The sequence below is a fragment of the Pseudoalteromonas sp. ABV4_021 genome, assembly GCF_056159365.1.
The window spans coordinates 738,069-763,917 of record NZ_JBSWVB010000002.1 but is presented as its reverse complement, the minus strand read 5'-3'; the positions used below and the strand labels follow the sequence as shown (position 1 = coordinate 763,917).

Here is a 25,849-nt window from a genome sequence, read left to right as displayed (position 1 = left end):
CATTGTTTAATTTTAATGCCAATGTTAGGGTGACTAATTAACGTTAGTCACCCTTTTTATTTATGAAACCTTTTTTATTAATCACATCTACTGTTTTATCTTTGTTATTTTCCAACTCCATAAGCGCAAAGCAAATAGCTTTCACCTTTGATGACGCGCCTAGGAAAGCAACGGGTTACTTTGATGGACCAACGCGCGCGAAGACACTGATTAAAGAATTAAATGATCATGGCATAAAACAAGCGGCATTTTTTGCAACCACCAGCCATTTAAATGAAGAGGGTAAAGCGCGCTTAAAAGCATACGCTAATGCTGGGCATATTATTGCTAACCACACTCACACTCATCCTGATATCAATAAAACCAGCTTAGAAGATTATTTGCAGGAAATTACAACCGCCCATAACCAGATTAAAGAGTATCCAAACTTTAAACCTTGGTTTCGCTTCCCCTATTTGCGAGAAGGCGACACCCAACAAAAGCGCGACGGCGTGCGTGCCTATTTAGCTAAAAATGACTACCGCAATGCATACATTACACTTAATAACTACGACTGGTACATTGAAAACTTATTACAAGATGCGCTTAAAAGTGGCAAAGAAGTCGACTTTGATAAACTAAAAGAGTTTTACATCGATGTAATTATACAAGGCGCACAATACTACGATGAATTGGCAATAAAATACCTTGACCACTCGCCAAAACACGTTATTTTGCTACACGAAATGGATATTACCGCCCTGTTTGTTGGCGATTTAGCCGATGCTTTTCGCGAAAAAGGGTGGCAAGTCATTTCGCCAGAAAAAGCCTACCAAGACCCAATTGCCAGCTACCAAACCGAGCGCACTATGAAATACAACCCCGGTCGCATTGGCGAAATTGCAAAAGACAAAGGGCAAACAAAACAGCTTTGGCACAACACCTTAACTGAAACGTACTTAAAAGCGCGTTTTGACAAGGAAGTGGTGAAAAATTAGCTGTCAGCAACAAATGGGTAAATTTACGTCGAGTAGTACTAACAAATGTGTTTTGTGTTTCACAAACTCTAACTGACAAGTGGGTAAAAATAGCAAGTACTACCTTTCTACAAGCCAAAAAAGCGTGCATATGCCGAAACTTAGTAGGCCTCTGATCTCAAAATCTTATCTTCCTGTAAATAAAAGAAAAAAATTTGCCTGAATCCTAATTAATCTTTTATAATGCCGGTTGCGATTTTTACGCGTAAAGATATTTACTTTATTCAGGGAAGAACTTAGATGTCGTTTGTAAAAGGATTAGTTGCCTTTTTTGCAGTTATTTTGCCGTTTGTAGCTGTTGGGTCAAATGCATATAATATCAGCACAACAGGACGCTTCGATGTATCTACATCGAACAGCTTTGTGTTTTCCGCATCTGATTGTAGCCGCATTGTTAGGGTGCAATATACTAACCCTGAAGGGGAATTAACTGATTCACAGTTGACTGACCAATGTGAATATTCGTTTAGTCTCGCTGAGGGCAACCAGCCAGCGATAACTATAACCTATATGGATGGCACAACCGACACTTATAGTGAGTCATTCTCGCAAGATTCTATTTCCCCTGAGATCTATTTTGAAAGTGTCAACGTCATTGAAGAAAATGAGCAGCAATCTTTAGTTATAACTTATCGAGCTACAGATAACTCGGATATCGCAAAAGTTGGCATTGATCTTAAGGGCATAACTGCATCGGCGTTAAGAGGTGCAGGTGGTGTCGTTGACAATGCTTTAGCTAGCGCTTTTGCAAACTCTGCTGGTTACCAAGTCATAATTCCAAAGACAAATACTCAAACCAGCTTTTCGTTAAAAGTTCCTTTCGACAGAAGACTGTCAGCACAACAAATTTACGCTGATGGTTTATTGCTTCTGAATGCATATGTAATCGACGCATACGGTAACAAAGCTGTTACGTCTAGTATCGAAAAAACGGGAGGAACATTAGAAGAAAAAGTGCTCGGCTGGCGAGTATTTCCTGAACGAGTTTCGATAAATGACCCGTTTCAATCTGTGACTTTATTGCCTTACATTAATTTTGAATTCCGTGGTGAAACGGTTAGCGCAGGAGAAGGGCTGGGTGTCACTTACACATCCTCTGATCCAGAGCATGTTAAGGTGAGTAGCGATGGAACGGTATATGTTTCACCAGATGCTGATAGTAAAAATGCCACAATAACTGTTAATTACCCAAGTTTAAATAGTATCGATGTTCCGATAGAAGTAAATTTTTCAAAGAAATTGAAAGGTCTTTCTTTTGGTAGCGAGACACTTACAATTCCGGCTTTAAATAAAGCAATTACACTTCCTCCAATTGAAGCTATATATGAGAATGGCGATAAATTCCGAGTGTCTCAACAGTATGCAGTCGATATAGAAATCCCTGAATTTGCGAGCAATTACTTAAAAATAGAAAATAATGAAATTACGTCGCTTTTACCAATCTCATCGACAACGCCCGTATTATTAACATTTTATTTAGCAAATGACCCTACAATAAAGGGGGAAGTCGCTGTTTCAGCAATAGATGCTTTGCCGAATGTTGACCTAACTGCACCGATTGAAATTGTTAAAGGGAAACAAGCAACATTAGTCGCCAAACCAGTAGATGATGTATCAGTATTCAAAGTAGATTTTCTAGTTGAAGGTAAACTGGCTGCAACCGTTACTTCGCCGCCATATGAATTTTTAATTAATATATCTGAATTTCAAACAGCGCCGAACGTAAAAGTACAAGCGAGAGTAACCGATAGCGCGGGTCAAACTGGTTACTCGGCTCAAAAATCAATTATGGTAATTGATGAAGACTCGATAGTTATTCCAGATATGACATTTGAAAAGCCAATTCAAAATCAACGGGTTGTTGCAGGAACTAGAGTTGATTTTAAGCTTAGTCATAACCTAGGTGAAGCGGAAAAAAGTTTTGAAAAAACAACTGGTATTGAACGCGTAAATTTTTATGTAGATGGAAAGAATGTAGGTACAGCAAGTTTCCCAGGCTTTGAAGTACGAAAAATTAAGACTCCGTTAGGAGAAGAAAAAGAATACCTGTTTGAAACTTGGTCACTAAAATATAATACACAAAATACGACAATTAAACAGAAATCAGTCCCTGTGTATGCTGAGTTTGTGAGAGGGATTAAAACGCAAGCAACACCTACACGGTTTTTAAATTTAATACGAAATACAGCGGCATCATTAAATTTGCAGCACCCTCAGCATGAAACAGATGTTATTGCTGGTGGCACGACAACGGTTGTACTTCAAATTATGGACGATACTTTATTCTTAGGTACTGACGTTGAGATACTGTTAAATGGTCGTGTCGTAGATAGTCATACAATATTTGATAATGATTACGAAGAGAAAAATGAACTGAGTAAGCCAACAGCAATTATAAAACGTGAAATTGATATCGACCCAGAGCTGTTAGGTGATATTGCTAATATTCAAGTAAAAGTTACTGATTTTCATGGTGAAATTACCCAAAGTGAGGTAATTCGCACTAATGTAAAATCTGACCAAGGGCCTAGTGTTTCGCTTTCAAACCCAGTCGAAGGAGATTACTGGATTGCTGGTTTACCAGTAGAGTTAAGAGCTGCAGCCAGCGATGATGAAGCTGTAAAAATGGTTGAATTTTACGTTAATGACCAGTTAATTGGCAGCGATACTAATACCCCCTATAGCGCAGTTTTTGATGTACCAGTGCAAAACAAAGAAGTTCAAAACTTCTCAGTTTATGCGAAAGCAATTGATAGCAAATATCAAAGCAGTAATAGCCAAGTAATCAACGTTGCAGTAGGTGTGGATAATGAAAAGCCCGTTGTTCAGTTCGTCTCGCCTAGCATCAATGGTATTTTAGCAGATTCAAGTGTCGCAAAAATCGTCACTGGTACTGAGCATTTGATAAAAGTAACTGGTTACGACAACGTAGGGGTATCAGGGTTTAAAATTAATGGTGTAAAAAAGCAAGGAAGTAAGCTTAAAGTAACGGGGGTTACAACCGATTCAATTACTGACAGTGATATTCCAATTCAGCGTTTACCTGGTGAAGCAAATTCCTTCTCAATTGCAGGCTTAGCATCATTCCCAATTTTTGATGAATCAAAACAAGTCGAGCAACAGCCATATACATTAAATGGTTACGTTACTGATGAAGCGGGAAACCAAACAAGTATTTCCCTTACGGTTGCCGTGATTAACGACCAAAGACCTAGTATATATGAAGTTGAATTAGATCAGTTAGATTATACAAGTAATAGTGAGCTTACATTGAATGTTATCGCTAAAGATGACGTAGGCGTGAAAAACGTTCAAGTTAGTTTAATTGATGAAAAGCATAACGTTCTGATTAGTCAAAAATTATCGGATCAAAGAGCCGTGACACCTAATACCAGTGTTCAAGGTACGTTTTCGATTGACCTAGCAACTTTGTCTTTAGCAAATGAGATGCAATCGATAAACTTAAAAGTGATTGCAACCGATACGATGGGACAAGAGTCGGATGTGTACAGTAACTTGATTAGTATTACACGTGATAGCGAAGGACCAGTCATAAACCTAGTTAATCCGCTTGCTTCAGAGGCATTACTTGTAGATAAGCGTGTAGCGTTTAGGTTTACTGCATTTGATAAAGCGCCCGTGGAATCAGTGACAGCTTACATTGATGGTGATAAAGCGGCTGAGTACGACGCCAAGGCGGCGCAGCAAGTGATGAGTTTGTACCATACACCTAAACAGACCTCGCCGGTCAAGCTAGAAATTTCAGCGGTTGATAAATTTGGGAATGTAAATAATGTTGTTTGGGATTTTAACGTTTATGAAGACCCGATTCCAAATTTAGTGATTGAGCATCCTGTCACGGGTAGCAGTTATATTGAAGGTGAATTAGTTGAGGTACTGTCGTACATAACAGATAACAGCACGTTCAGCGCAAAGTGGCAACTTTTTGAGAATGGGAAAGAAGTCGACAATGGTACTATGTCGTCGGATCTTGGCTCTGCGCAATATTTAGCTTCTTTCAACATGCCTAATGTGTTTGAAGAGGAGCTTAATCTAGTTGTTTCCGTTAATGATGGTGTTCAGATTGTTACCGAAGAAATAAAACTGCGAGTAATACAAGACAGTAATGCTCCAATTGTGAGTGTAGTAAAACCAAATGTCGCGTTTAGCTTGGAAACAGGTCAATCTTTTGAGGTTTCAGGTGTTGTTACTGATGATATTCACATTGATGACGTCACGCCTGTTTTTATCGATAGTCAAGGTAAAAAGCATACATTGGAATGGTTTTCATTTGTTCGTAAAGATTCAATAGAACGTATCGAAATTGAAAACCCGATCACCATAGGCACTAGTATTGTTCATGAGCAAGTAAAAGCTGAAGTGAATGGTATCGTGTTTGTTCCGGGCAGCTTTTGGGGACTTGAGGCAGTTGACTATGATTTTACTCTGCATGCAGTTGATGGTGGTGCAAATCAAGGAAGTAGCGACAATGTAAAAGTGACGTTATTGCCTGATACACAAGGGCCTAACATAAATGTAATTTCACCTTTACCAACCGTAATTCAGAATGAGTTAGTAACGTTACACATCGACGTTGAGGATGCTTCAGGTTTGTCAACTATTGAGGTAAAACTCCAAGATGAAATTTTACATCAATCGCAACAGATAGATGACACATTTACATCAAAAGACCTTGGAATCTACGTTGATTTTAGTCAATTCAACCCAATCCCTAGCGAAGGTAAGGAAGTTGAACTTTCAATAGTTGCAAATGATAGGTTGAATAATCAATCACAAGTCAAACAAACAATTAAGATTGAACAAGATAAGCCTGCAAAACTAGTGCTTGATGCTGCATCACCACAGCCAATGCTTATAGGTGAACATGTATTTGTTAACGCATTAATAAGTGATGATTACGCACCTAAATCTAAGCCTGTGGTTGCTGGTTTGGTACTAATGTCGGATGGCCTAGTTGATTCAGCAAAACTCTCTTACCAAGTTGAAAAACAAAACGAGATAGCCAGTGGTTTAACTTATGAAATGGATATGCTAACTGATAGCGGTGAATTTAGCGTATTTGTTGGTGATAAGCCGTGGTTGGAATTTGAAGGGAACAAGTTAAAAGCACTTTCTAATGAATTAGAGAGTAATGCAAAATTGGTATTTAAAACGAATCTTTCAGGTGAGTTTAAAGTAAAAGTATCACCAAAACGTGCAGATTCGTGTATGGCGATTGACCAAGCTCAAGTGTATGCCTTTAATGAAGAAATAAACTTATTGGATTTTGAAGCTGACAGTCTAGATTTTGAAATTATAAGTGAAGTAAATGAATTTGCTTATTTCAATAAGTTGTCAATTACAAAACCAGCTTACACTCGCTATCCGTTACCAAACAATCCAGTTCGATTAACAGACTCTAACTACCAAAGTAGCCTTATCTTTAATACCGAACAAGGTCGCGCTTGGGTTGCATTTAGCCCTAGCTATGTATTTGGCGATGATAAAAAAGCACTGAATAGTGCAATTAATTTATTGGTATTACCACCTTATGCACATAGTCAAGATATTGCGGTCTTTGGTGTCGGTTTAGATTATTTGAGGCAAGACAACGCTTTCCACTCAATGCCTCAGATTGGCACAATGTTGATAACTGAAAGCACAACTTCATTGACTTCTGAACAGATGTCACCAACACAGCTAAACGGACTTAAGGCAGGCGAAAAGTTTGATTGGAATATTAGCTTTGCAGATGATGCGAAAAGGCTGCAAAAAATTGAATTCTTTATCAATGATCAGGTCGTAGCGTCAAAATACCCTGAACTATTTAGTGAAGACTTTACTTTATTGGGTAATGTGCCAACAAGCTCAAAAGTTAACGATGATATTTTACTCTCCGTAAACCTCACAGACTCTGAAGGAGTTGTTTCAAGTATTTCGCAGTATTACCCAGTTATAAAAAATGATTTACCTGAAATCGATTTGATTAAGTTTGGCGCGCACAACATTATTACTGATAAAAGTCGATTAAATTACGGTGAGTTTTGGGTAAGAAATGGGGCTAACTTTAACTATGATTTGTCGCTTCTTGATGATACAGGCTTGTCAAGATTACAAGTTGAACGATTACTACCTAATGGAAGCACAGAGTTAGTTTTTGAAAAAGATTATGCAACAGCCTGTGATCAAAGTCATACAGTCAAAGAAAATGTTAGTGTTGATTTAGTATTTAATCATGAACAAACCCAACAATATCGAACAACGGTTTTTGATGTATTAAATCAAAAAGCTGTCATTGAGTTTTTTGTTCATCCTTTGGGTAACGTAAAGCCGGGAATTCGTATTGTTTCACCTGCACCTTCACAATCTATTGTAACTGGTGCATTCAATCTTCGAGCGCGTGTGATTGTAACAGATGACCGAAAGATTGAAGATTCAAGTATTGTTACCAAATTTAATGGCGTAAAAATTAATTACCTTAATGGCGATACTGATAAAACACTTAGCTCAGTAGATAAACTGAAGCTTGCTGAAATTTATGATGAATATGAAAAATTATACGGCGAAGAAATTGCAAAAATATATGCAAGCGAAGATAGTGAATACCTTGAAGTATTCGATTTCTATTACAAGCTGCCTGAGCAAGTAACTAAAGACCAGCAAACTATTGCGCTGTCATCTGTTGTTACCGATTTAGATAATGACTTCAACAAAGATGAAGTTGTATTGAATGTTGTACCAGATAACATCGAACCATCTGCAGCAATTTTGTATCCTAAAGTAGAATTTGGTGTTGTTGAAGCAAGTAGCGTAAAAACACAATTTACCGGTTATGATAACGTCAAAGTTAGCGAATTTGAGCTATTTAAAAGGTTAACCGCAGTTAAGAATGGGCAAGAGATAGCCGCGTTATCATATGATGCGCCTATCCGAACAATTTCCAATATTCCAGCTAAAGATCACAATGTAATTACTACCAATGATATAGACACACCTGTTTATGATCATATTTTTCAAATTGATACACTTGCGAACATACAATCTCAATTTCCAACTATATCTGACTTTACAGATGTTACCTTCTTTGTGTGGCTAAAACTTAGAGCTGTGGATGCAAATGGCAATGATTATGAAGTTGAAAATGCATTTAAAGTGAATATCGATCAGCGACCCGTTGTTGATATTGTATCACCTAATTTGCAGTCAAAAATCGTTGAAGGAGCACCAGTTTCGGTTAACATTCATGCGCAAGATGATGTAAAAATTGAATATGTAAGGGCATCCGTATTTAACAAAGACAAATTAATTGAATCACGACGTTTTGAAAAAGGCCCGTATACATTTTCATTTTATGCACCTACGCAAGCCGATCTGAACAATGACACGATTCGAATTGATGTTGAGGCATTAGATTCATACGGTCAAAAATATAATGATGTTGATAATCATCTTGCTAAAGAGTCAATCACATTACCAATCGTGGCAGACCAAGCGCCTGTAGTAGAAATCGCATTTCCACAAAATAATGCAAATTACATTGAAGGACAAACTGTCCTGACTCAAGTTGTTGCGTCAGATGATGTTGGTATTGACAATGTATCACTACAGGTAAAAGGTTTAGTTGGTGGTGATTTAACATTATCAGATGGTAAATACCCATATGAATTTGTTTTTAAAATCCCGTTTGGTCAAACTGGTAAAGACATTGAGTTGCTAGCGACAGTTACGGAGCATAGAAAGGAAAATGCACGTACTAGCTATAGCAACGAAACTAAATTACATGTCAGCAAAGATACTACAGCTCCTATTATTTCGATTATTAATCCGCAGCAGGGTGTTACTGTTACAGAGCAAGGCAGATTAAAATATGCCGTAGATGCAATTGATAATGTTGAAGTGTCGAGTGTTAATACACAGTTAGTATATGATTTCAATAACGATGGAGTCATTGCAAACGGCGATATAATAAGCCAAAACTTCTCACTGATACCGCCTTATAATGGCGAATTTGTGCTTCCGAAGTTACAACAATTAAATCAACATGAAAGTGAAACTGCCCAGCTTCAGGTGCGCGTCATTGCTTCTGATGGTGCTGGAAATACCGCAACAGATAGCACGGGTATTCTTTTACGCGCAAATTCGTCACCTGATATCAATGACATTATTTTACTCGATACTCGCGGCATCGCGCTAGATAATCAACAATCAGTCACGGTTGGTCGAGACTTTATCGCAAATGTTCACGCTTCAGATTTAGAGTCGGGTGTTGAATCAGTTACTTTGTATCGTTCGGTGAATAATGACACTATCGAATCATACGAGGAAGTTGGGTTATCGGGTACTGCCCCCTTTACATTTGAGCAGTCAAGTCGCGATTTGAGCGTTGGAGATACTATTTACTTTCGTGCAAAAGCGATTGATACGTATGGCAAAGAAAGTGACTTTAGCTCGGCGTTTGCATTTACTGTTATGGCAGATCAACCGCCAGAAGTATATATCGTTCAGCCTAGTCAGCAACAAAGTTTTGCAATTTCAGGCGAGCCAATTGATGTATTTGTGCGCGTAAAAGATGACCTAGGTGTTTTTGGTATAGATCGCGTAAGGTTCTTAATGAACGATAAACCAGCCGCAGTGATTTACCAACCTGAACCAAATTCAAACATATTTAAAGTACGTTTATACCCACCTGTTGATGCAAAAGGAATAAATATACAGGCGGTTGCATATGATAAATTGGATCAGCAAGGCCTTTCAGAAGTCATTAAAGTAGGGATTTTAGATGATACTGTTGAGCCGGAGGTTGTTAATCTGGCGCCACTTGATGGCGAGATTCTTGATACCGAAAACGCGACTCTTAGTTTTGTTACGTTTAAAGACTATGGCAGCAGTCGTGAGCGATTAGTAAAACAAACATGGTTAAGAGAGTATCAAAACGATGACAACCAATGGATAACACTATACCAGGTTGAGCGTGAACTGATTCGAGATGACCAAATGCTTGCCGATCTTGGTTACCAAGTAAGTGAACCTAAACATAATCAGTTTGTTTATTGGACTGAATTCAGTGACGGCAATATTTTAACATCTCAAAGCTTAAAGAATGAACGTGTTAGGATTGTAACCAGTATTATTACAGGCCAGCACACAGTAACACAGGAGACAACGCATTTAGTTGCTCATCCAATTAGTGAAAAAGTCTACTTTAGCCCAAAAAATACAGCTAATGCTCTAGCTAAAACTGTACATTACAACGCACTTGCACAATATAGACAAGATGGTGCAAAGCAAAGCCTAGTCGGTGCTTGGTCGACGGTATCACCTGTGGTGAATTTACCAATATTTGCTCCATACATGCACGCCGAATCTCCAGAAATAAAAAATGAAACGGGACTTTTTCTCGCTGATTATATTAATTGGAATGAAGCCCCCGAAAATGGCGAACGATTTGTTTATTCGCCGCTGATCAATGCTAATGTTGAAATATTAACAGGCACAATTTCAAGTCTAGCCGCAGCAGATGGTCTGATTGCGGCTAGTAAAGTCGGAGTTGGATGTGTATCGGATTGTGAAGGTAATAGGTTTACTAGCGCATTAACTTCTGAACGCTCGCCAGATTCCCATATTCAGGATCACTACTCGGCGTTTGGTGAATTATTACTGTTTACTAAGAAAAACGGTGATAATCAATTTGGTGTACCTTATCTATTATCGGGCAATGCGGATTTACCTTACAAAGATGCAAATGCTGTTGCAGTTTCAGGCAACTTGGCTTTTATTGCAAATGGCTTAGGTGGTGTCCAAGTATTCAATATTACGGATATAGAAAACCCGTACAGAGTCGATTTTATAAAGCCAGACGGATATGTTTCAGATGTAACTATCTATCAGAATTATGCTGTCATCGCCGCAGGGTACCAAGGTGTTGTGATCGTTGACATTACACGCCCAGATTTACCTATTGTATCTACCTTAGACACTGCAGGTTCCGCTTCAGGCCTCAGTATTGAGGGGAGCGTTTTATATGTTGCAGATTCGGGTTCCTGGCAGGGGGCTGGGGCACTTCATATGGTATCGCTTGAAGATCCAAAAAACCCTCAGTTTATCGCGTCGCACGCAATCGAAGCAGCACAAGAGAACTTAACTTCTGCAGGGGCGTTTAATGTTGCTGTTTCAGGAAATAAAGCTTACGTATCTACTTTCTACCTAGACCAAGAACATGTACCGGTTAAAACTATTATTGAAATTGTTGACTTGAATCGTCTTTTAGCGATGAGAAGTGATTCAATGCAGCCTGTGTTGATTAATAAAGAGGCACAAAGTACAGGTTTTGCTGCAACTGATATAAAGCTTGTTGACAACAAAATGCTTGTTGCCGCCGGTAAAAAAGGCTTCAATCGAATTAGTTTCCCATCTCTCACTGTGATTGAACATGAACCGAAATCCGGCTCTATTTATAATCCTCGAGAAGGTCTTACAGGCCATATCCGATTATCTACGGCATTAATGCCGCAAACTGACCTTGGTAGTTTCTTAGAAGTACGAGAGGGCCACCCGACACTTGGCGTTGATTTAACAAGTCAGTTTGAACTCTCATTTAAACAATTGGACGAAGCAACGGATTACACAACAGTTACATTTAGCAGTAAGGAAGGTGTGTTATTAAACCCAAACACTCGCTTCTATGTAACGCTCAAAGCGGGCTTGCAAGCAGTAACAGGCTTCGAGTTGAGTAGTGATTATGTATTTGACTTTTTTACTGGAAATAGTACCAATGGAGATAAGCCTGAATTATTGTCGTTAACACCATCTTGGGGTCACACTTCTGGCGGTGATTCGCTCACCATGATCATCAAAAATGTAACTGATTCGGTAAAGGTGAAATTAGGTGGAATAGAACATAAAGTGGTTTCATTTGATCGCTTAGGTGATGAACAAGTTAAATTACAAATAACTACGTTACCAAATGTATCTGGACCTGCAGCGATCGAGCTCGAAGATCAAGGTATAAAAACAGTGTATCCAGGTGCTTTTACGTATACTGATAAAATTGCAATATCCTTCGTCAGCCCAGCTACTATTAAAGCAAGTCAACGAGGTGAGGGTGACCATGTAAAAGTTATCGGTTATGGTTTTAGCCCAGATATGACGCTGACATTTATCCGTCACGACGATCCCGATATACAGAAATCGATTAAGATTGACGGTAATTATGCAACCATCGAAAGCGCAACGAAACTAAGTGTAATTGTTCCAAACTTTGGTGAATCTTTCCGTGGTTTTGTTGACCTAAAAGTTACAAACTCTCAAGGAAAAACTGCGTATTTAGCAAAAGCATTATTCTATGGCGATTTATCTGAGACTCGTTCTTTAATTACGTCACCGGTGTTTTCATTAGACGACATTAAAAAGTACAACGGAGAAAGTAATAAACCAATTGATGCGCTCAAGCTACCACCAGGCAAGATTAAGGGCGTAGGATTTGATGAGGCTCAGAATCTTATTTATGTTTTGGGTGATGGAATAAATCCACAATTCAGCTTAAAGCCGTCAGAAGTAATCGATGAATCTTATGTTAGGAACTACTATGCACCGAGTTGGTTATCTTTAGTTAAGTATGACGAAGCAAAAATAGATGATGCGGCGCCGATGCATGGTTTGGGCTATTATGATTTGCCGCAAACGCTTAATGCTGAAATGCTCCAAGTTACGAACTCATATGTTTATGCTGTCGCAAGAGCGGAAGATTATCCATTTATTGATCTAGAGTATGAAAACGGTACTTATTTGCTTGCTTTCGATAAGGCGAATTTTGCATCAGATGATAGCGTTGATCGTGGCATCGTTGCCAACATTAAGTTACCAATAGATATTAAACAAGAAATTAAACAGTTCTTAGTGATTGACCAACTGCTTCTTGTAGCCACAGACAGTGCTATTGTTTTTGTCAATATATCGAAGGGAGATGAACCATTTGTCAGTCGAGTTTTTGATGGGCCAAAACCTATAAAACATGTTGAACCAATTGGTACTCAATTAGCAATTTCAATAGAAGAAAATCCAATCACAACCTACTACCTTGATATTATAGGACCGAGTAGTGCTTTAGCTGATTCTGTTAATTTCCGTGGTTTATTTGAAAAAACCCCACTATCGAGCGATGTTATTGATACTCAATCGCGCGTTTCACGCTGGGAGTTAATTAATCTACAACCAAGACTGGTAGCTAAGTTTATTGATTTAGGTTTCCAGATTAATCAAAACCAAAAATTAAAAACACATATTGTTTCTGAAACTTTAGCATATCAGTTGTTTGTACCTCCAAAGAAAAGCCAAGCTGAAGAGGTGCTCGATGAGCTATTGCGTGAGCAAAAAGAAGAAACTGAAAAAACGAACCTTTCTTCAGTGATAATTTTTGATGCGTCTCGTAATCAAGGCATTAAGTTTTTAGACGGCGTTACAATATGTGAAAATGAGTGCAAATCTGAAGGTTTAGATGTATCAAAAGATGGCATTGCGGTCGTTTATAGTGAAAGTGATGACGGTAGCAAGCTTAGTTTAATCGACCTTAAAATTAACGAGATTATTGACTCTTATCCGCGTCCAAAGGGCATGTTTAATGTTGATGATTCGCTGATATTAAACTTTAGTAAAACAATTAATTTAAATGGTTTATCAGAACAAGTATTCGTTAATAGATTCGTTGATCTTGAGAAGGTTCAAGGAAGTGCTGATGGCATTGATGTGTCCTTTGATTATACTATCTCAGGCAAAACACTGACAGTTACGCCCACACAAAACCTAGTTAGTGGCCAAGACTATCGATTAACACTTTCAAGTGAAGCGAATAGTTATAGAGCCCAAGGTTTAGTTGACTATGTTGTCAATTTCACTACTTACTCAAAGGACACGGCAGAGCCCGAGTTAGTTTCAGTTTTCCCTTCAAGTGTTTCAACACGCGGCAGTGAAGTTACAATCACATTAGACCAAATAGTTCCGGGTCTTGAGTTTTCAGTGAGCGGTAAAGTGGCGAAAGTTACTGCGTTTGATGAGACAAACGGTCAGTATACGATACAAGCGCCTAGTAATGACGCAGGCATCAGTTCATTGAGTGTTATCAATGGTGAATATCGCAAACGTTATATTGGCGCACTTCACTATGTTGCTCCTTTGTCTTTGAGCAAAGTTGTACCGAATTACGGTTCGGTAAATGGTGGTACTGAAGTAACAATTGCAGGTCAGGGCTTTGAACCTAGCTCTCAAAGGCTAGAGATTAAGTTTGGTGATGTTGCTGTTCCGAAAAAAGACATAATAGTTGTAGATAATAGTAAACTAGTAGTTACAGTACCAGCAGGTAAACTGGGCCTTAATGATGTAACTGTTTCGTATTCAGATGGACGCAATATTACCCTTGAATCTGCGTTTGAATACCAAACTCCTAGCGAGTTGCAGATTGAGGGTGAGGGAATAATTTATGACAGTGAGGTTGATCCGTCTAATAATTATTTGTTCTTAGCTGCTGGGCCGAAAGGAGTACTTGTTCAGGATTTATCATTAGCAGAACAGGGTGAAAATGCTTTAGTCGCAAATTATGCGCTACCATCAAATTACTTGGCCCTTGGTATTAATGGCTTTTTCGAACGAAATAACGATCGATTATTCGTTACTGCGGCATTATTAGATGAAGATGGTACGCCGATTGAGAGCTCAGCGCGTATTTTTGTATTTGCAGTAAATAGTTTTGATATTTCAAAAGCTCAATTGGTTAAATCGCTTACGTTAAATGCTAATTTTGCGAAAGGTATTCGAGCTGAAAATAACCAAGTTTATGTTGCAGCTGGAGACTCAGGGTTACAGATATTAGATAGTCATTTACACACTAAACTGTATTCTGCCGCATCTTATCAAACCAAGTTCGATGCGTTAGATGTAGCCGAATTAGAATTACAGCAAGGTAAGTTTTTTGCTGTTGCGTCCGGTAAATACAATTTTGCTTCGCAAACTCTTGACACATCAAGTGTTAAAAGTGGTCAGCTAGACATTATTCAACACAATGCCGAATTGGGGCTGAAACACGTTGCTTCGATTGATTTACCTGGTTCTCATTTAGCCGTTAATGGAACGCGAGTTTATATGGCAATGGGGGCTTTAGGTGCTGCAATAATTGATGTTGAAAATCCTTATCAGCCCAAAATAATAGCTCGGCTTGTGAATTATGGACCGGTACACGATGTCGCTATACAGGGCAATATTCTGCATTTAGCTACTGGCGAGTCTGGCGTGGTAAGTTTAAATGTTGCTGACTATAAAAACATCAAACCAACGGCTGGTAAGTTAGCGATTAAATATCCAGTTTACGTGCTCACAACTTCTAATTATGCCTTGTATACGGCAGGAAGTAAGTCTTTCAAAAGTAAGTCGAGCTATATGATTGGTCGCTATATCGATAGCGAACTACGAGTCATTCGAGTTCAGCCTGAACCACATTATATCAACGAAAAGCTTGATAACGTAGTTGTCTCTTTCAATAAAGCGATAGACCTTTACGACAAAAATAATGATTTTGTGTTTGCAAGAAACATTAATGGTGAGGTTATCCCAAGTGATATTGAAATTACCAATAATGACATCTCAATATCACCAAACTTATCACAGCTTTCGGTAAATGATACGTTTGATATTGTCGTTAAAAGTGGTTTAGCTAGTGTTAAACCGTTGCCTAATAACAATTACCTTAAAATAGCGTCTCTCGAAAATGATGTTGTAACGAGATTTAAGTATATCAACGAAGAAATTGAAAATTACTCGTTGTTTGATTTGTTGCCACGTCGAGTCTTGACAGGTGAGCAAAGGCAGCATTCGCTATCAGTGTTAGGGTTATTAACAGGCAAAGATATCTCTATCTTTATTGGCGAGAAACCAGTTTCAGACCTGAAAATTAATCATGCCTCGATAGAAAACCCAGCAAATACATTGAGCTTTGTTACGCCAAAATTGCCTAAACCGGGTATTTATGATTTGGTTATGATAATAACTGGCGAAGGCACGCAGTATACCTTGAGCCTAAAAGGAGCTATTGTTGTTGACGGCGTGTTGAGTGCAAGTTCTGTGTCACCTCTGTGGACAGATTACAAAGGCGGAGAGACTATCACATTAACTGGTAGCGGCTTTGAGCCAGGTACTAGCGTGTCTGATGGAACGAGTATCAAAGTTGGTAATGTCACCGCGCAAGATGTACGAGTACTTAGTAGCGGTAAACTGACCTTCACAGCACCACCAAATATGTCCGGTAAGCACCCAATAACCGTTTCAAGCAGAAATAATGCCCACCGCGTTGAGACAGACGTACAGCTTGGCTATGGTCTTAAAAAACAAAGTGCTATTGATTTATTCGCCGCAAGTAGTTATGACTTAGCAGCGCTATCCACTGCGAATATGGTTTACACAAGCAGTGGTTATTTTAATTTGGGAGTTCCGAGTGCTTCGATTGCACAAGTCCCAGTGTTTTTACCTAACATTGGTTATTCAGTCGATGCGAATAATCCGAATCAATTGGTCGTAGCGGGCACTACCGCTACAACACCTAATGGTGAGTACCAGCAATATGAGTTTGAGGAGTTTGTTACACATAAGCTAATTTCTGGAAAACAAAATGCGTCCATTCTTACAGGTGAAGAAATTCCTTTAACGCCTTCTGAACAGAATTTCATGCGCTACCATGAAGCGATAGCCCTTGGTATGAGCGCTGATAGTGCAAATATTGAATCGTTTGAACTAGCTAATATTGGTAGTAGTAAACGTGACACCGTTGTTACAGGTGGCTTTGGCCCTATAGGTCTTAGGGTCGTTAATACAGATGATGCATCGATTATACCAATTGTTGTTAGGGAACATGCAGCTTACACTGGAGCGGGTGATTTAACGGTTGCGACTTCGTCAAGCGATTTCAGTATTTATGCAACTGGTATCAGTTCGTCAGCAACAGACACTCCTGATGAGTGCTCGTGGGTTCCAGGTGGAACCACATCGCGCCAAATGTTTTCGGTTAATATGCTCGCAAAAAATGACCCTATTGTTATACAAAATAGTATTGCGATAGAAAGCGATAATAAATTGTTGTTAACTGATAATGGCAGACTTTTTGTTGCCGGTCATAGCGGTAGCAGGGCTTGGTCGCTCTCGGTTAAATGTCCATTAATAGACTTATTCAGCTTGGATGTACCCTCAAATGGTATATACCCTAATAAGATTCAGGCTATTAACTTATACCGCCCATCAGAAGTTACAGAGTTATTGCTACCGGGAAATGTATTTGATATTGCCGAGTACCAAAATAAGTTAGTACTTGCTCTTGGTGAAATCGGTCTTGCTATTGTTGATAAACAATTAGTTGAAGTTGAGAAATTTATTGTAATCCCTGAAGAATTACAATCTGGAAAGAGCAGTGCACACAAAGTAAATGTATATGGCAACTTATTGTTTGTCTCAATGCAACAAGGTGGCATTGTTATTTATGATGTAACAGATATAAATAACCCGGTTGTTGTGTCTGCGGGTACTAATGCGCAAATCTATGATGGGCTTGTCAATAATGTCAGCGTGCTAACAGCACAAGGTGATAATGGCGTTGCTGCATATGAACTGCCTGGTTCGTTTGTTAAGTCGAGTAATATTGAGTCTCAGCAGTTAGCGAAAGACGAAGCAATTACAATTACGTTTAACGAAGCAATTGCAGTTGATTCGGTTGTAGCGACACTAGTTGATGAAAGCACTGGTGAATCTCTTGATGTAACAGTGGTTGGAGTTAGCCCTGAAGCAGGAGCGTCACGCACTCTTCTGATTAATGCTGCACTATCTGATAAACAACGATATACATTGAATATTAAATCGGCTAATAATGCCAGAGGAACAGGCTTATTGGCAGCTTTTGAGGCATCATTTAGCTATATTGATGACGCTCGACCTGATATATCCCACTTATCACGAAACTTATTCCGTACAAATGATCTTGGAGAATTACGCATCTACGGAAGTGGATTTACCAATGAGTCACAGGTGTTCCTAAATGACGTCCCTTTAGATAGCTATTTAGATTCTGACATGTTGATAACCGACATTACGGGATTACAATTTAGGGAAAACCTAGCAGGTCAATACACAGTTAGAGTAGAAAACAACGGCCTCAGTAGCGAACTAGTTGGTGCGGTAGTGGTGTCAGACCATATAGATAACGCGACTGAATTCGAGTTTTCTAAAACGTCAGGGCCGGTTGAAGGTGGCTACATATTAAATATTGAGTCCAATCGATCGACTTTCTTACCTGGAGATAAAATCTTATTACGTAATAAATTAGGTAATGAGTTATACACTGAAGAAATGGATGATGGTGAATACAATCTCAACTTAGAAGATGACGTTGTTTCACAGAGCTTAATTCGTTTCAGATTGCCAAAAGTGGTACAGCCTGGGCAATATGATGTGATTTTAATTAGCGGTAATGAAGAACTTCTTTTAGGCCAATTTAACTATATGTTAGAGCGCGGAACGCGCATTGATTTGCCTAACTATCCACCTATGTCTATTGGCGCAATGGTTGAAAGTGAAAACTTCCTATTTGTGGGTGTTCACAGCGGTGCGCAAGCAGCCATTAACAATCCTTATTTGTTAGATTACGGACTTGAAATCTATGACATGAGCTTGCCAATGTCACCAATAAGGCTAAGCCAGTTACCATTATCAGGACCTGTCACTGGAATCGAGCTTGTTGATAAGGTTGCATTTGTATCGGTACAGAACACCGGTGTGGTTGTTATTGATATTTCAGACAAAGCTAATCCATTTATTTTAAATACGTTAGCAGTTTCAGATTATCATGTGAGTGATATAGCGTTGTCGAAAGCGAATAACGTACTCGCAATTGCTAGCTATTCAGACTTAGCTGAAGGATATATACGCTTTGTTGACTTAACTTCTCCTGTTTATGCTGCGCCTTTAGGTTTTCCTGTATTGCGCTTTGATTCTGGAGAGTTGCTTGGTAAACCTCTTCAAGTTCAATGGGTGAATGGTAATTTGCATGTATTATTGCAGCGCCAAGCGGATATTGTATTGGTTCAGTTCACTTCACTAGGAGCTGTACCAGAGTACGTGTTACACGGATTAGAAGGCCTTGAATACCAACAGGGGCCAGTCAGTATGTTGTTGGCGGAGCAAGGTGGGGCGATTACATTAGGTGACCAATACATCCAATTGTCTCGAGAATCTAATGTATTTGTGGTGAGTTATGCTGAGCAACATAGTGTTGAGAGCGTGCTACTAGAATCACATGGTTCACAATACTTAGCAACAGAGCAAGGGTTAGAACAAATTTTACCCAAAGGGCTCGCACTAAGCGATTTCGTACCGACGGTAAATGCTGATATTGGGCCGGGAGAATACATCGAACTTTATTTTAATAATTTGATAAACACCGATGAAGCCCATTTAAAGTCGCAAATAAATGTAAAGTTTGAAGACACTACTTATGAGGTTTCTCCGGTAGGTATTAATACCATGACCGGCGCTAAAGTTCGCTTTGCAATGCCAGAGTTTAATAGTTCAGGGCCCGTGACGGTGATTATTAATGCTGAGCTATTAAACATAAACGGTGAAAAACTAGGCACGACATCTGAGATCACGTATCAGTATAGTAATGTAGTTGCTATTGATATTGATAAAATTGAACGTGTCAGTATCAGTGAAAACACATCTAATCATTACTTCTATGCAGACGGTACGGAGCTAGTTAAGTTAACGGGTTCGGGGTTCGGAAGAGACTCTGCACAGTTGGCAATTTATGTTGGTGATATGCTTATTGATGCGGATAACATCGAAAGTGTTGATAATAATCAAGTCACTTTTAAGCTTGATAAAATCCCAAATATTGATGTTGCAACAGCTTATTCGATAAACGTTTCGAAGCTAGGCCGACAAGACACAGTTATTGCAGGATTAATTGTATTACCGAAACTCGTACTGCAAGATATTAATCCGGCTACCGGTCCCCCACAGGGCGGTAACACATTGCAACTTCGTGGTTTTGGTTTTACACCAAGCACACAATTTGAAGTAAATGGATCACCGCTCAATAATGTACGAGTTCATTCAGCAAACTTTGCTGAAGGATTAGTACCAGCAGGTAACTTTGGCCCTGCAACAGTAAGTGCATTTAATCCTCAACTCACAGACTACATAACAGTGTCGCCAGTAGAGTATTTCTATGCAGACCAAGCAACAGCAACTTATGCGACCGAAGGAGATGACAATAATCCGTTAATAGGTTTGTTCGCAAGAGATAGCTTGTTGTATGCGATTTCAGGTGGCGGGTATGCACCTTATGATAGTGACGGCAACAAACTGGCGAGCGTAAAGACGCAACAAGCGCAATTGTTAGTTGCCGATGTAAATGACCCTGTAGTAATCAATATACTGAAAAATAAGCTTGGCAATGATGTTCAGAAATATCACTTCTCACGTCAATTACCGCCATCAGGTTTTAGTTTAATTACATCTCAGAATAATCAATTATTTATTGCTGGTGGTAATCAATTATTTTGGTTTGATACTGCTCAACCAGCAGAACCACAATTGATGTCTGTTATGCAACAAAGAGGTTCGATTAATGATTTAATTATCGAAAATAATTTATTGTTTGTTGCAACTAACGCTGGTCTTGCTATTTATACTATTGGCGATAACGCACAGCTGGAAGAAATTGGGTTTATTAGCAGCGCAGTGCTAAAAGGTATCGTAAGCAAAACGATTGTTGATGGTGCTGACCTGTGGTTAGTGTTATCAACCAGTCGAGAGCTTGTCTCGGTAGATATTGCTTCAGGTGATTTCACAATTGAACAGCGTATCAAAGTTACTGACCAGTTAGGTAAACGTTTACCAATTGCTGATGCTATCGTTTTGGATGAAATTATCCTTGTTGCTACAGGCAATAATGCGACCGTAGTAGCTATTGATAAAGCAACTGGTAACGGATTAGATAATCTAAACTTGGCTTACCTGTTACGCAATGGCGATATCTCTGCAGATAAATTATTGCTTCAAGGCAGCATCTTGAATGTGGCGGCAGGTCATGGTGACCTTCAGCAGTTTAATATAAGTAATTGGTTAGCCGGAAGATTTGATAGAAGCCCTGCACTCTACAACTACTACAGTGTGATGGGATCTGTTACTGATATTGCGGTGAACAATCTTACTCTATTTGCGACAACGGCTTATCTTCAAGATAGTAAAGGTCAAGGAATTGAAAGCCCTTTACCTGTTGGTAGCAAGTATCATAGAACAGGCGGGGGCATTGAAAGCTTTGCACCGGATGGTTTTGCTGTAATTGGCCATACACCAAACACTGAGGGGTATACTTCTTTAGAACAAGCACTCGAGATCCGTTTTAATCAATACATTGAACCTCACTATTTTGAGCAGTTTATAGACAGCTTAATCACAGTTACTTTGAATAAAGTGCCTGTTTCAGGGCAATGGCAGTTAGATGTATTAACGGATGGCGTAGTTGCAAGGTTTGTGTCAGATGCACCATGGAAAAATGGTAAACGTTATAACGTGAATATTGCCAAGGGATTACGTGCAATCACTAACGACACGCTCGAAGCACCTTATCAATTTAGCTTTATCGCAAGCGAATTTAATTCACCAATTATAACTGCCGTAGTGCCTAATTCTGGGGTTTGGAATGGTGGTAATCAAGTAACAGTATTTGGTGAAAATTTCAGCCGTGATAGCGAGATCCGCTTTGCAGGAAAAGAGGTACCACAAGAAGATATTCAATATTATAGTCCTGAAAAGCTTACGCTGATTGTACCGTCACTTAATAAAAAACCAGCAAGCAACAAACTTGTCAGCCTTGAACTAAGTAACATGCACCAACACGATGTATTAAATGGTGCTTACACTTACATCACAGACCCTGAAATACTTGCTATTGGTAAGTTCAATCATGAAAAAGTATTGGTAAATACGCTCGAAACCACTTTTGCATTGAACAGTGCTGAACAAATAGCAATTCAAGCAGAAGGCATAAACCGCCATACCTTGATTGAGATCAATAACCAACCTGCCACAGGTGTTGAGTTTATTCGTTCGAATCTAGTCGTATTTGATTTACCAACTAATACACTTGGACGTTTGTCTGTGAAATTACATAACCAAGACAATCCAGACGTCGTCGCAATTGATAATAGCCTAAGCGTTTTTGTACCAACAAGTGAACACGATAATGGCGTTACATTAATGGAAAGCTTTGATGATCAAATTATTAAGCTGAAGGTTGATGAATTGGTAATTGATAAGCACATTGGGAATAGCTACGTCAACTTGTTCACGCATACATTACCAAGTAAAGGTAAACTGCTGGCGATACAAAAAGATACAGTAGCAGTTCTGTTGGATGATAACTCCGTTGTGGTATATCGAGCGAATGGCAATGCGGCTTATGTACTTTATAACAGAATTCAACTTCCAACTGATAAAACCATCAGTGCGCTAGTGCTGCAGCAAAATACACTCGCTATGTTTGCCGATGGCGAAGTATTAATAACCGATATCTCTGGCCAGAGCTATCAACAACTGGAGGGGACGTATAAAGCATTAACCTTCTACGACGATTTTGTTATTAGCATTAAAGATGGCGCTCTGGTTGCTTTGAGGGCAAGTGATTTAACAACTGAGGTTATCTCAACTTCTGATATACCTCAGTATGCTGAGCAATTACATATTGAGGGTAATCGCCTCTATGTGATGGCACCGTCAGAATTATCACTTTATGACTTAAGCCATGTGATCCGCGGGCAGATTAGTAAATTAGCTTCAACTACATCGTTAGGATCAAATAATAAGTTAAGTATCAATGGTGAACTGGTTAGTTACTTTAATGGTGATCAGTTTGTGCTTGCGGACCTTAATATAGATGAACAAGCATTAAACGCTAACGTAATTGCTAATGTCGACCTAGACCTAAATGCAACACATGTCATGTTATTTGATGATCAAATATGTGGACTCATTCGTCGTGAGGTAATATGTGGTAGTACCATTGTTAGTAACTTAATTGCTGCGCAAACTAACTTGATTACACGTGCGAATCAATCACTTTACTTCGCTATCAAGGGCGATGAGTCTCAGTGGCGAAACAGCAGCTTGAGCGTGACACAAGATGGTAATGATGTCGCCGGACAAACAGAGGTGTTTGATGGATTCATTGGTTATACGCCACACTTGCCTGGTTTTATAGCAAATGCGGCTGTGAAGATTGAACTACATGTGTATCCTCAACAGAGTATAGACGGGGGTCAGGTTGTATTTGATTTACCAAATGCCTTTACCATGCATCCGCTATTTACTGATGAGCCGGTATCGCTTGATTACCTATCCCCGAACACGACTATCACTGGACGTGAAACGCATTTTACTTTATTTGGTGATCAACTTTTTGCACTAGAACGTCTGGTTGTGGGCGGTCAAACTCTATTGCCTGCTGACTTTGAAGTGAATAATAGCGGTACTCAATTAACCTTTACTCGTCATTTTGACAATGCCGGGGTAAATAGTATTACCGCTTATCAAGGGGCAGAAACAGCATCATTAATAGCAGGGCTGAATGTTACAGATGCAATTTCTGTCGATAATTTAACAAGTAATAATGCGCGTGGCACGGATTTAGTTTCTGATACGCAGAGAAATGAAATCACGCTAAAAGGCAAAGGGTTAACTGGTGATATACAAGTTTACTTTTTAGCGGATGAGCTTGGCGATACTATTTCAGATTCCCATATGGTTGAGTACAGAAATATTACGGGAGGCATAGTATTCAATACGCCTAATACCTTACCTGGCACTGTGTATCATGTTGAAATAGTTAAACCGAGCACACAAGAGCATTATAAAGTTGCACAACGTTTGACCGCTATTGATGATACATCGCCGATTGTGACGTCGACCAGTATTGCTTTTAACACACAAGATAGAATCGCTATTTCGTTCAATGATGACATGGTTGTGGGAAGCTTTTCGGTAAGCAAAGAAAACTTTGATTACAATACTCAAATGCATGTCGATGTATCAGATAATTTTACTGTTGCAGTTGAAAATAAGCGTTTAATACTCTCTCCAGTCAATGGTTATCGTTTACAAGATAACGCAGTATATACGGTGGTCATAAATGGCATTAGTGACACCGACGCAAATACTGTTGAAGATTACAAGAAAACAAATGTTACGATTATCGACGGCCAATTAGTATTGAGTCACACTACGTTTGATAGTTTGCCTCCAAGGTCAATTAGTTTGCAGCGAGTTGCAGACCAGTTGCCAATGACACCTGCAATGACCTTAACAAGGGGTCGTACTTATGAATTTGAAGCAAGCGCTATTGATAATTTAACAAGTGACGTAACGTACACGCTGCTTTATGCAAAAGATGGCGTTAATTTTGTACATCACGCACAACCTAGTGGTGAAAATAAATTTAGCTTATTTATTGATGAGTCTTTTGAGCAACTTGGCGTTAGACTCAAAGTTTCCGATCGCAATGACAATATCGCGACTGCGCCATTTAGTGCCGCGATAATCGAACCTCAAGTGAGCGTGTCAGAGCCAATTTTAACACCAACGAAAGCAGAAGAACTGTCAGCGTCGAGTATTCAATTCAAAGTGTTTGGTGATTTTGATCTGGTTAATAGCACAACAATGATGCTGCATAACAAGTGGTATAGAACAACATACCATCAGATGCTTGACCATGGTTTAGTCACTTTAAATTTTGTAAACCCAAGCTTGGCTCAGATTGCACCTGAACAAAATGTTGATGTGGTTCTTAAGGCGGAACTTAATTTTGCAGGTTCACGCACGTTTAATAGTAGCTATAGGCTTTACAAAGACGCGACACCGCCGACAGTTTCAATTGTAACACCTAAAATGAATGATAAATTCCCAATTGGAGAAGTTGCTGATGTAGTTATTCAATCATTCGATAAATACGGTGTTGAAAAAGTTGAAGTGTCAATTAATGAAGGTGCTTTCGAAACGGTTGAAACAGCAAACTTGTATCAATTTACGCCTGAGACAGAGTCACAAGTGACAATTCAAGCGAGAGCAAATGATCCAAACGGTAATATTGGATACTCTGACGTTGTCTCTGTGCGAGCATTTGATCCAACTAAAGGAGAGCCTGAGCTACGTATTATTTCGCCAAGTAATGGTGAGTATGTGAGAGAAGGACAGCAAGTTCAACTTACCGTGTTAATGCGTCATATCGAAAAAGCGACATTGGCAATACTAGTTGGTGCTGAGCAAAATGACCCGCGTAACCCTGAGCCAATTGAAATTATCAAACCAAATGACGACGTAGAGCGTTTTAATGTCACAATCAAGATGCCTTACACAAACGAAGACCTTGTTGTATTACTTGCGTTAGAAGGCGAGGACTATGTTGCTCGTAGCTTTGTCAATGTGATTAAAGATGACTCTCTCGGTGAAGATATTGCAGTTAAAGTGTGGCCAAATGGTGACGTACTTTCTGGCTTGGCGATGCATGTTCGAGGGCAACGTCCACAAAGTATGGTTGATTATTCAGACGAGTCTACCGTTGTAATAACGGACAGTAACAGTACGACTGAAACACTTGCTATGGACACGACATCTATACTTTGGCAAACCGGTATTGAGCCCGGCCAAGTTAAGGTGAGCAGTACCCTAAAAGATGTTTCTGGTAATGAGAAAAAAGAAGAGCTCACTATACAAAAGCATGATTATGTTAGCAGTTCACGCAATGTATTGGC

The 25,849-nt window shown here is 39.2% G+C and carries 2 protein-coding genes (1 of these 2 running past the window's edge); both read left to right on the top strand.

Annotated elements, in window-relative coordinates:
• Window positions 1-62: 62 nt before the first annotated feature.
• Complete coding sequence (locus ACXAFE_RS17520) at window positions 63-977, top strand: polysaccharide deacetylase family protein (RefSeq protein ID WP_475155623.1); 915 nt, start codon at window positions 63-65, stop codon at window positions 975-977.
• A 279-nt stretch (window positions 978-1,256) separates the two neighbouring features.
• Window positions 1,257-25,849, top strand: partial view of an Ig-like domain-containing protein gene (locus ACXAFE_RS17515; RefSeq protein ID WP_475155618.1) — the 5' portion only. The gene runs 13,129 nt beyond the window's last position; the window shows 24,593 of its 37,722 coding nt (coding positions 1-24,593); its start codon is at window positions 1,257-1,259; its stop codon lies beyond the right edge, outside the window.

What these genes read in the sequence shown, in the direction of transcription:
- ACXAFE_RS17520 (WP_475155623.1), top strand. Translation starts at nt 63, where the DNA reads ATGAAACCTTTTTTATTAATCACATCTACTGTTTTATCTTTGTTATTT.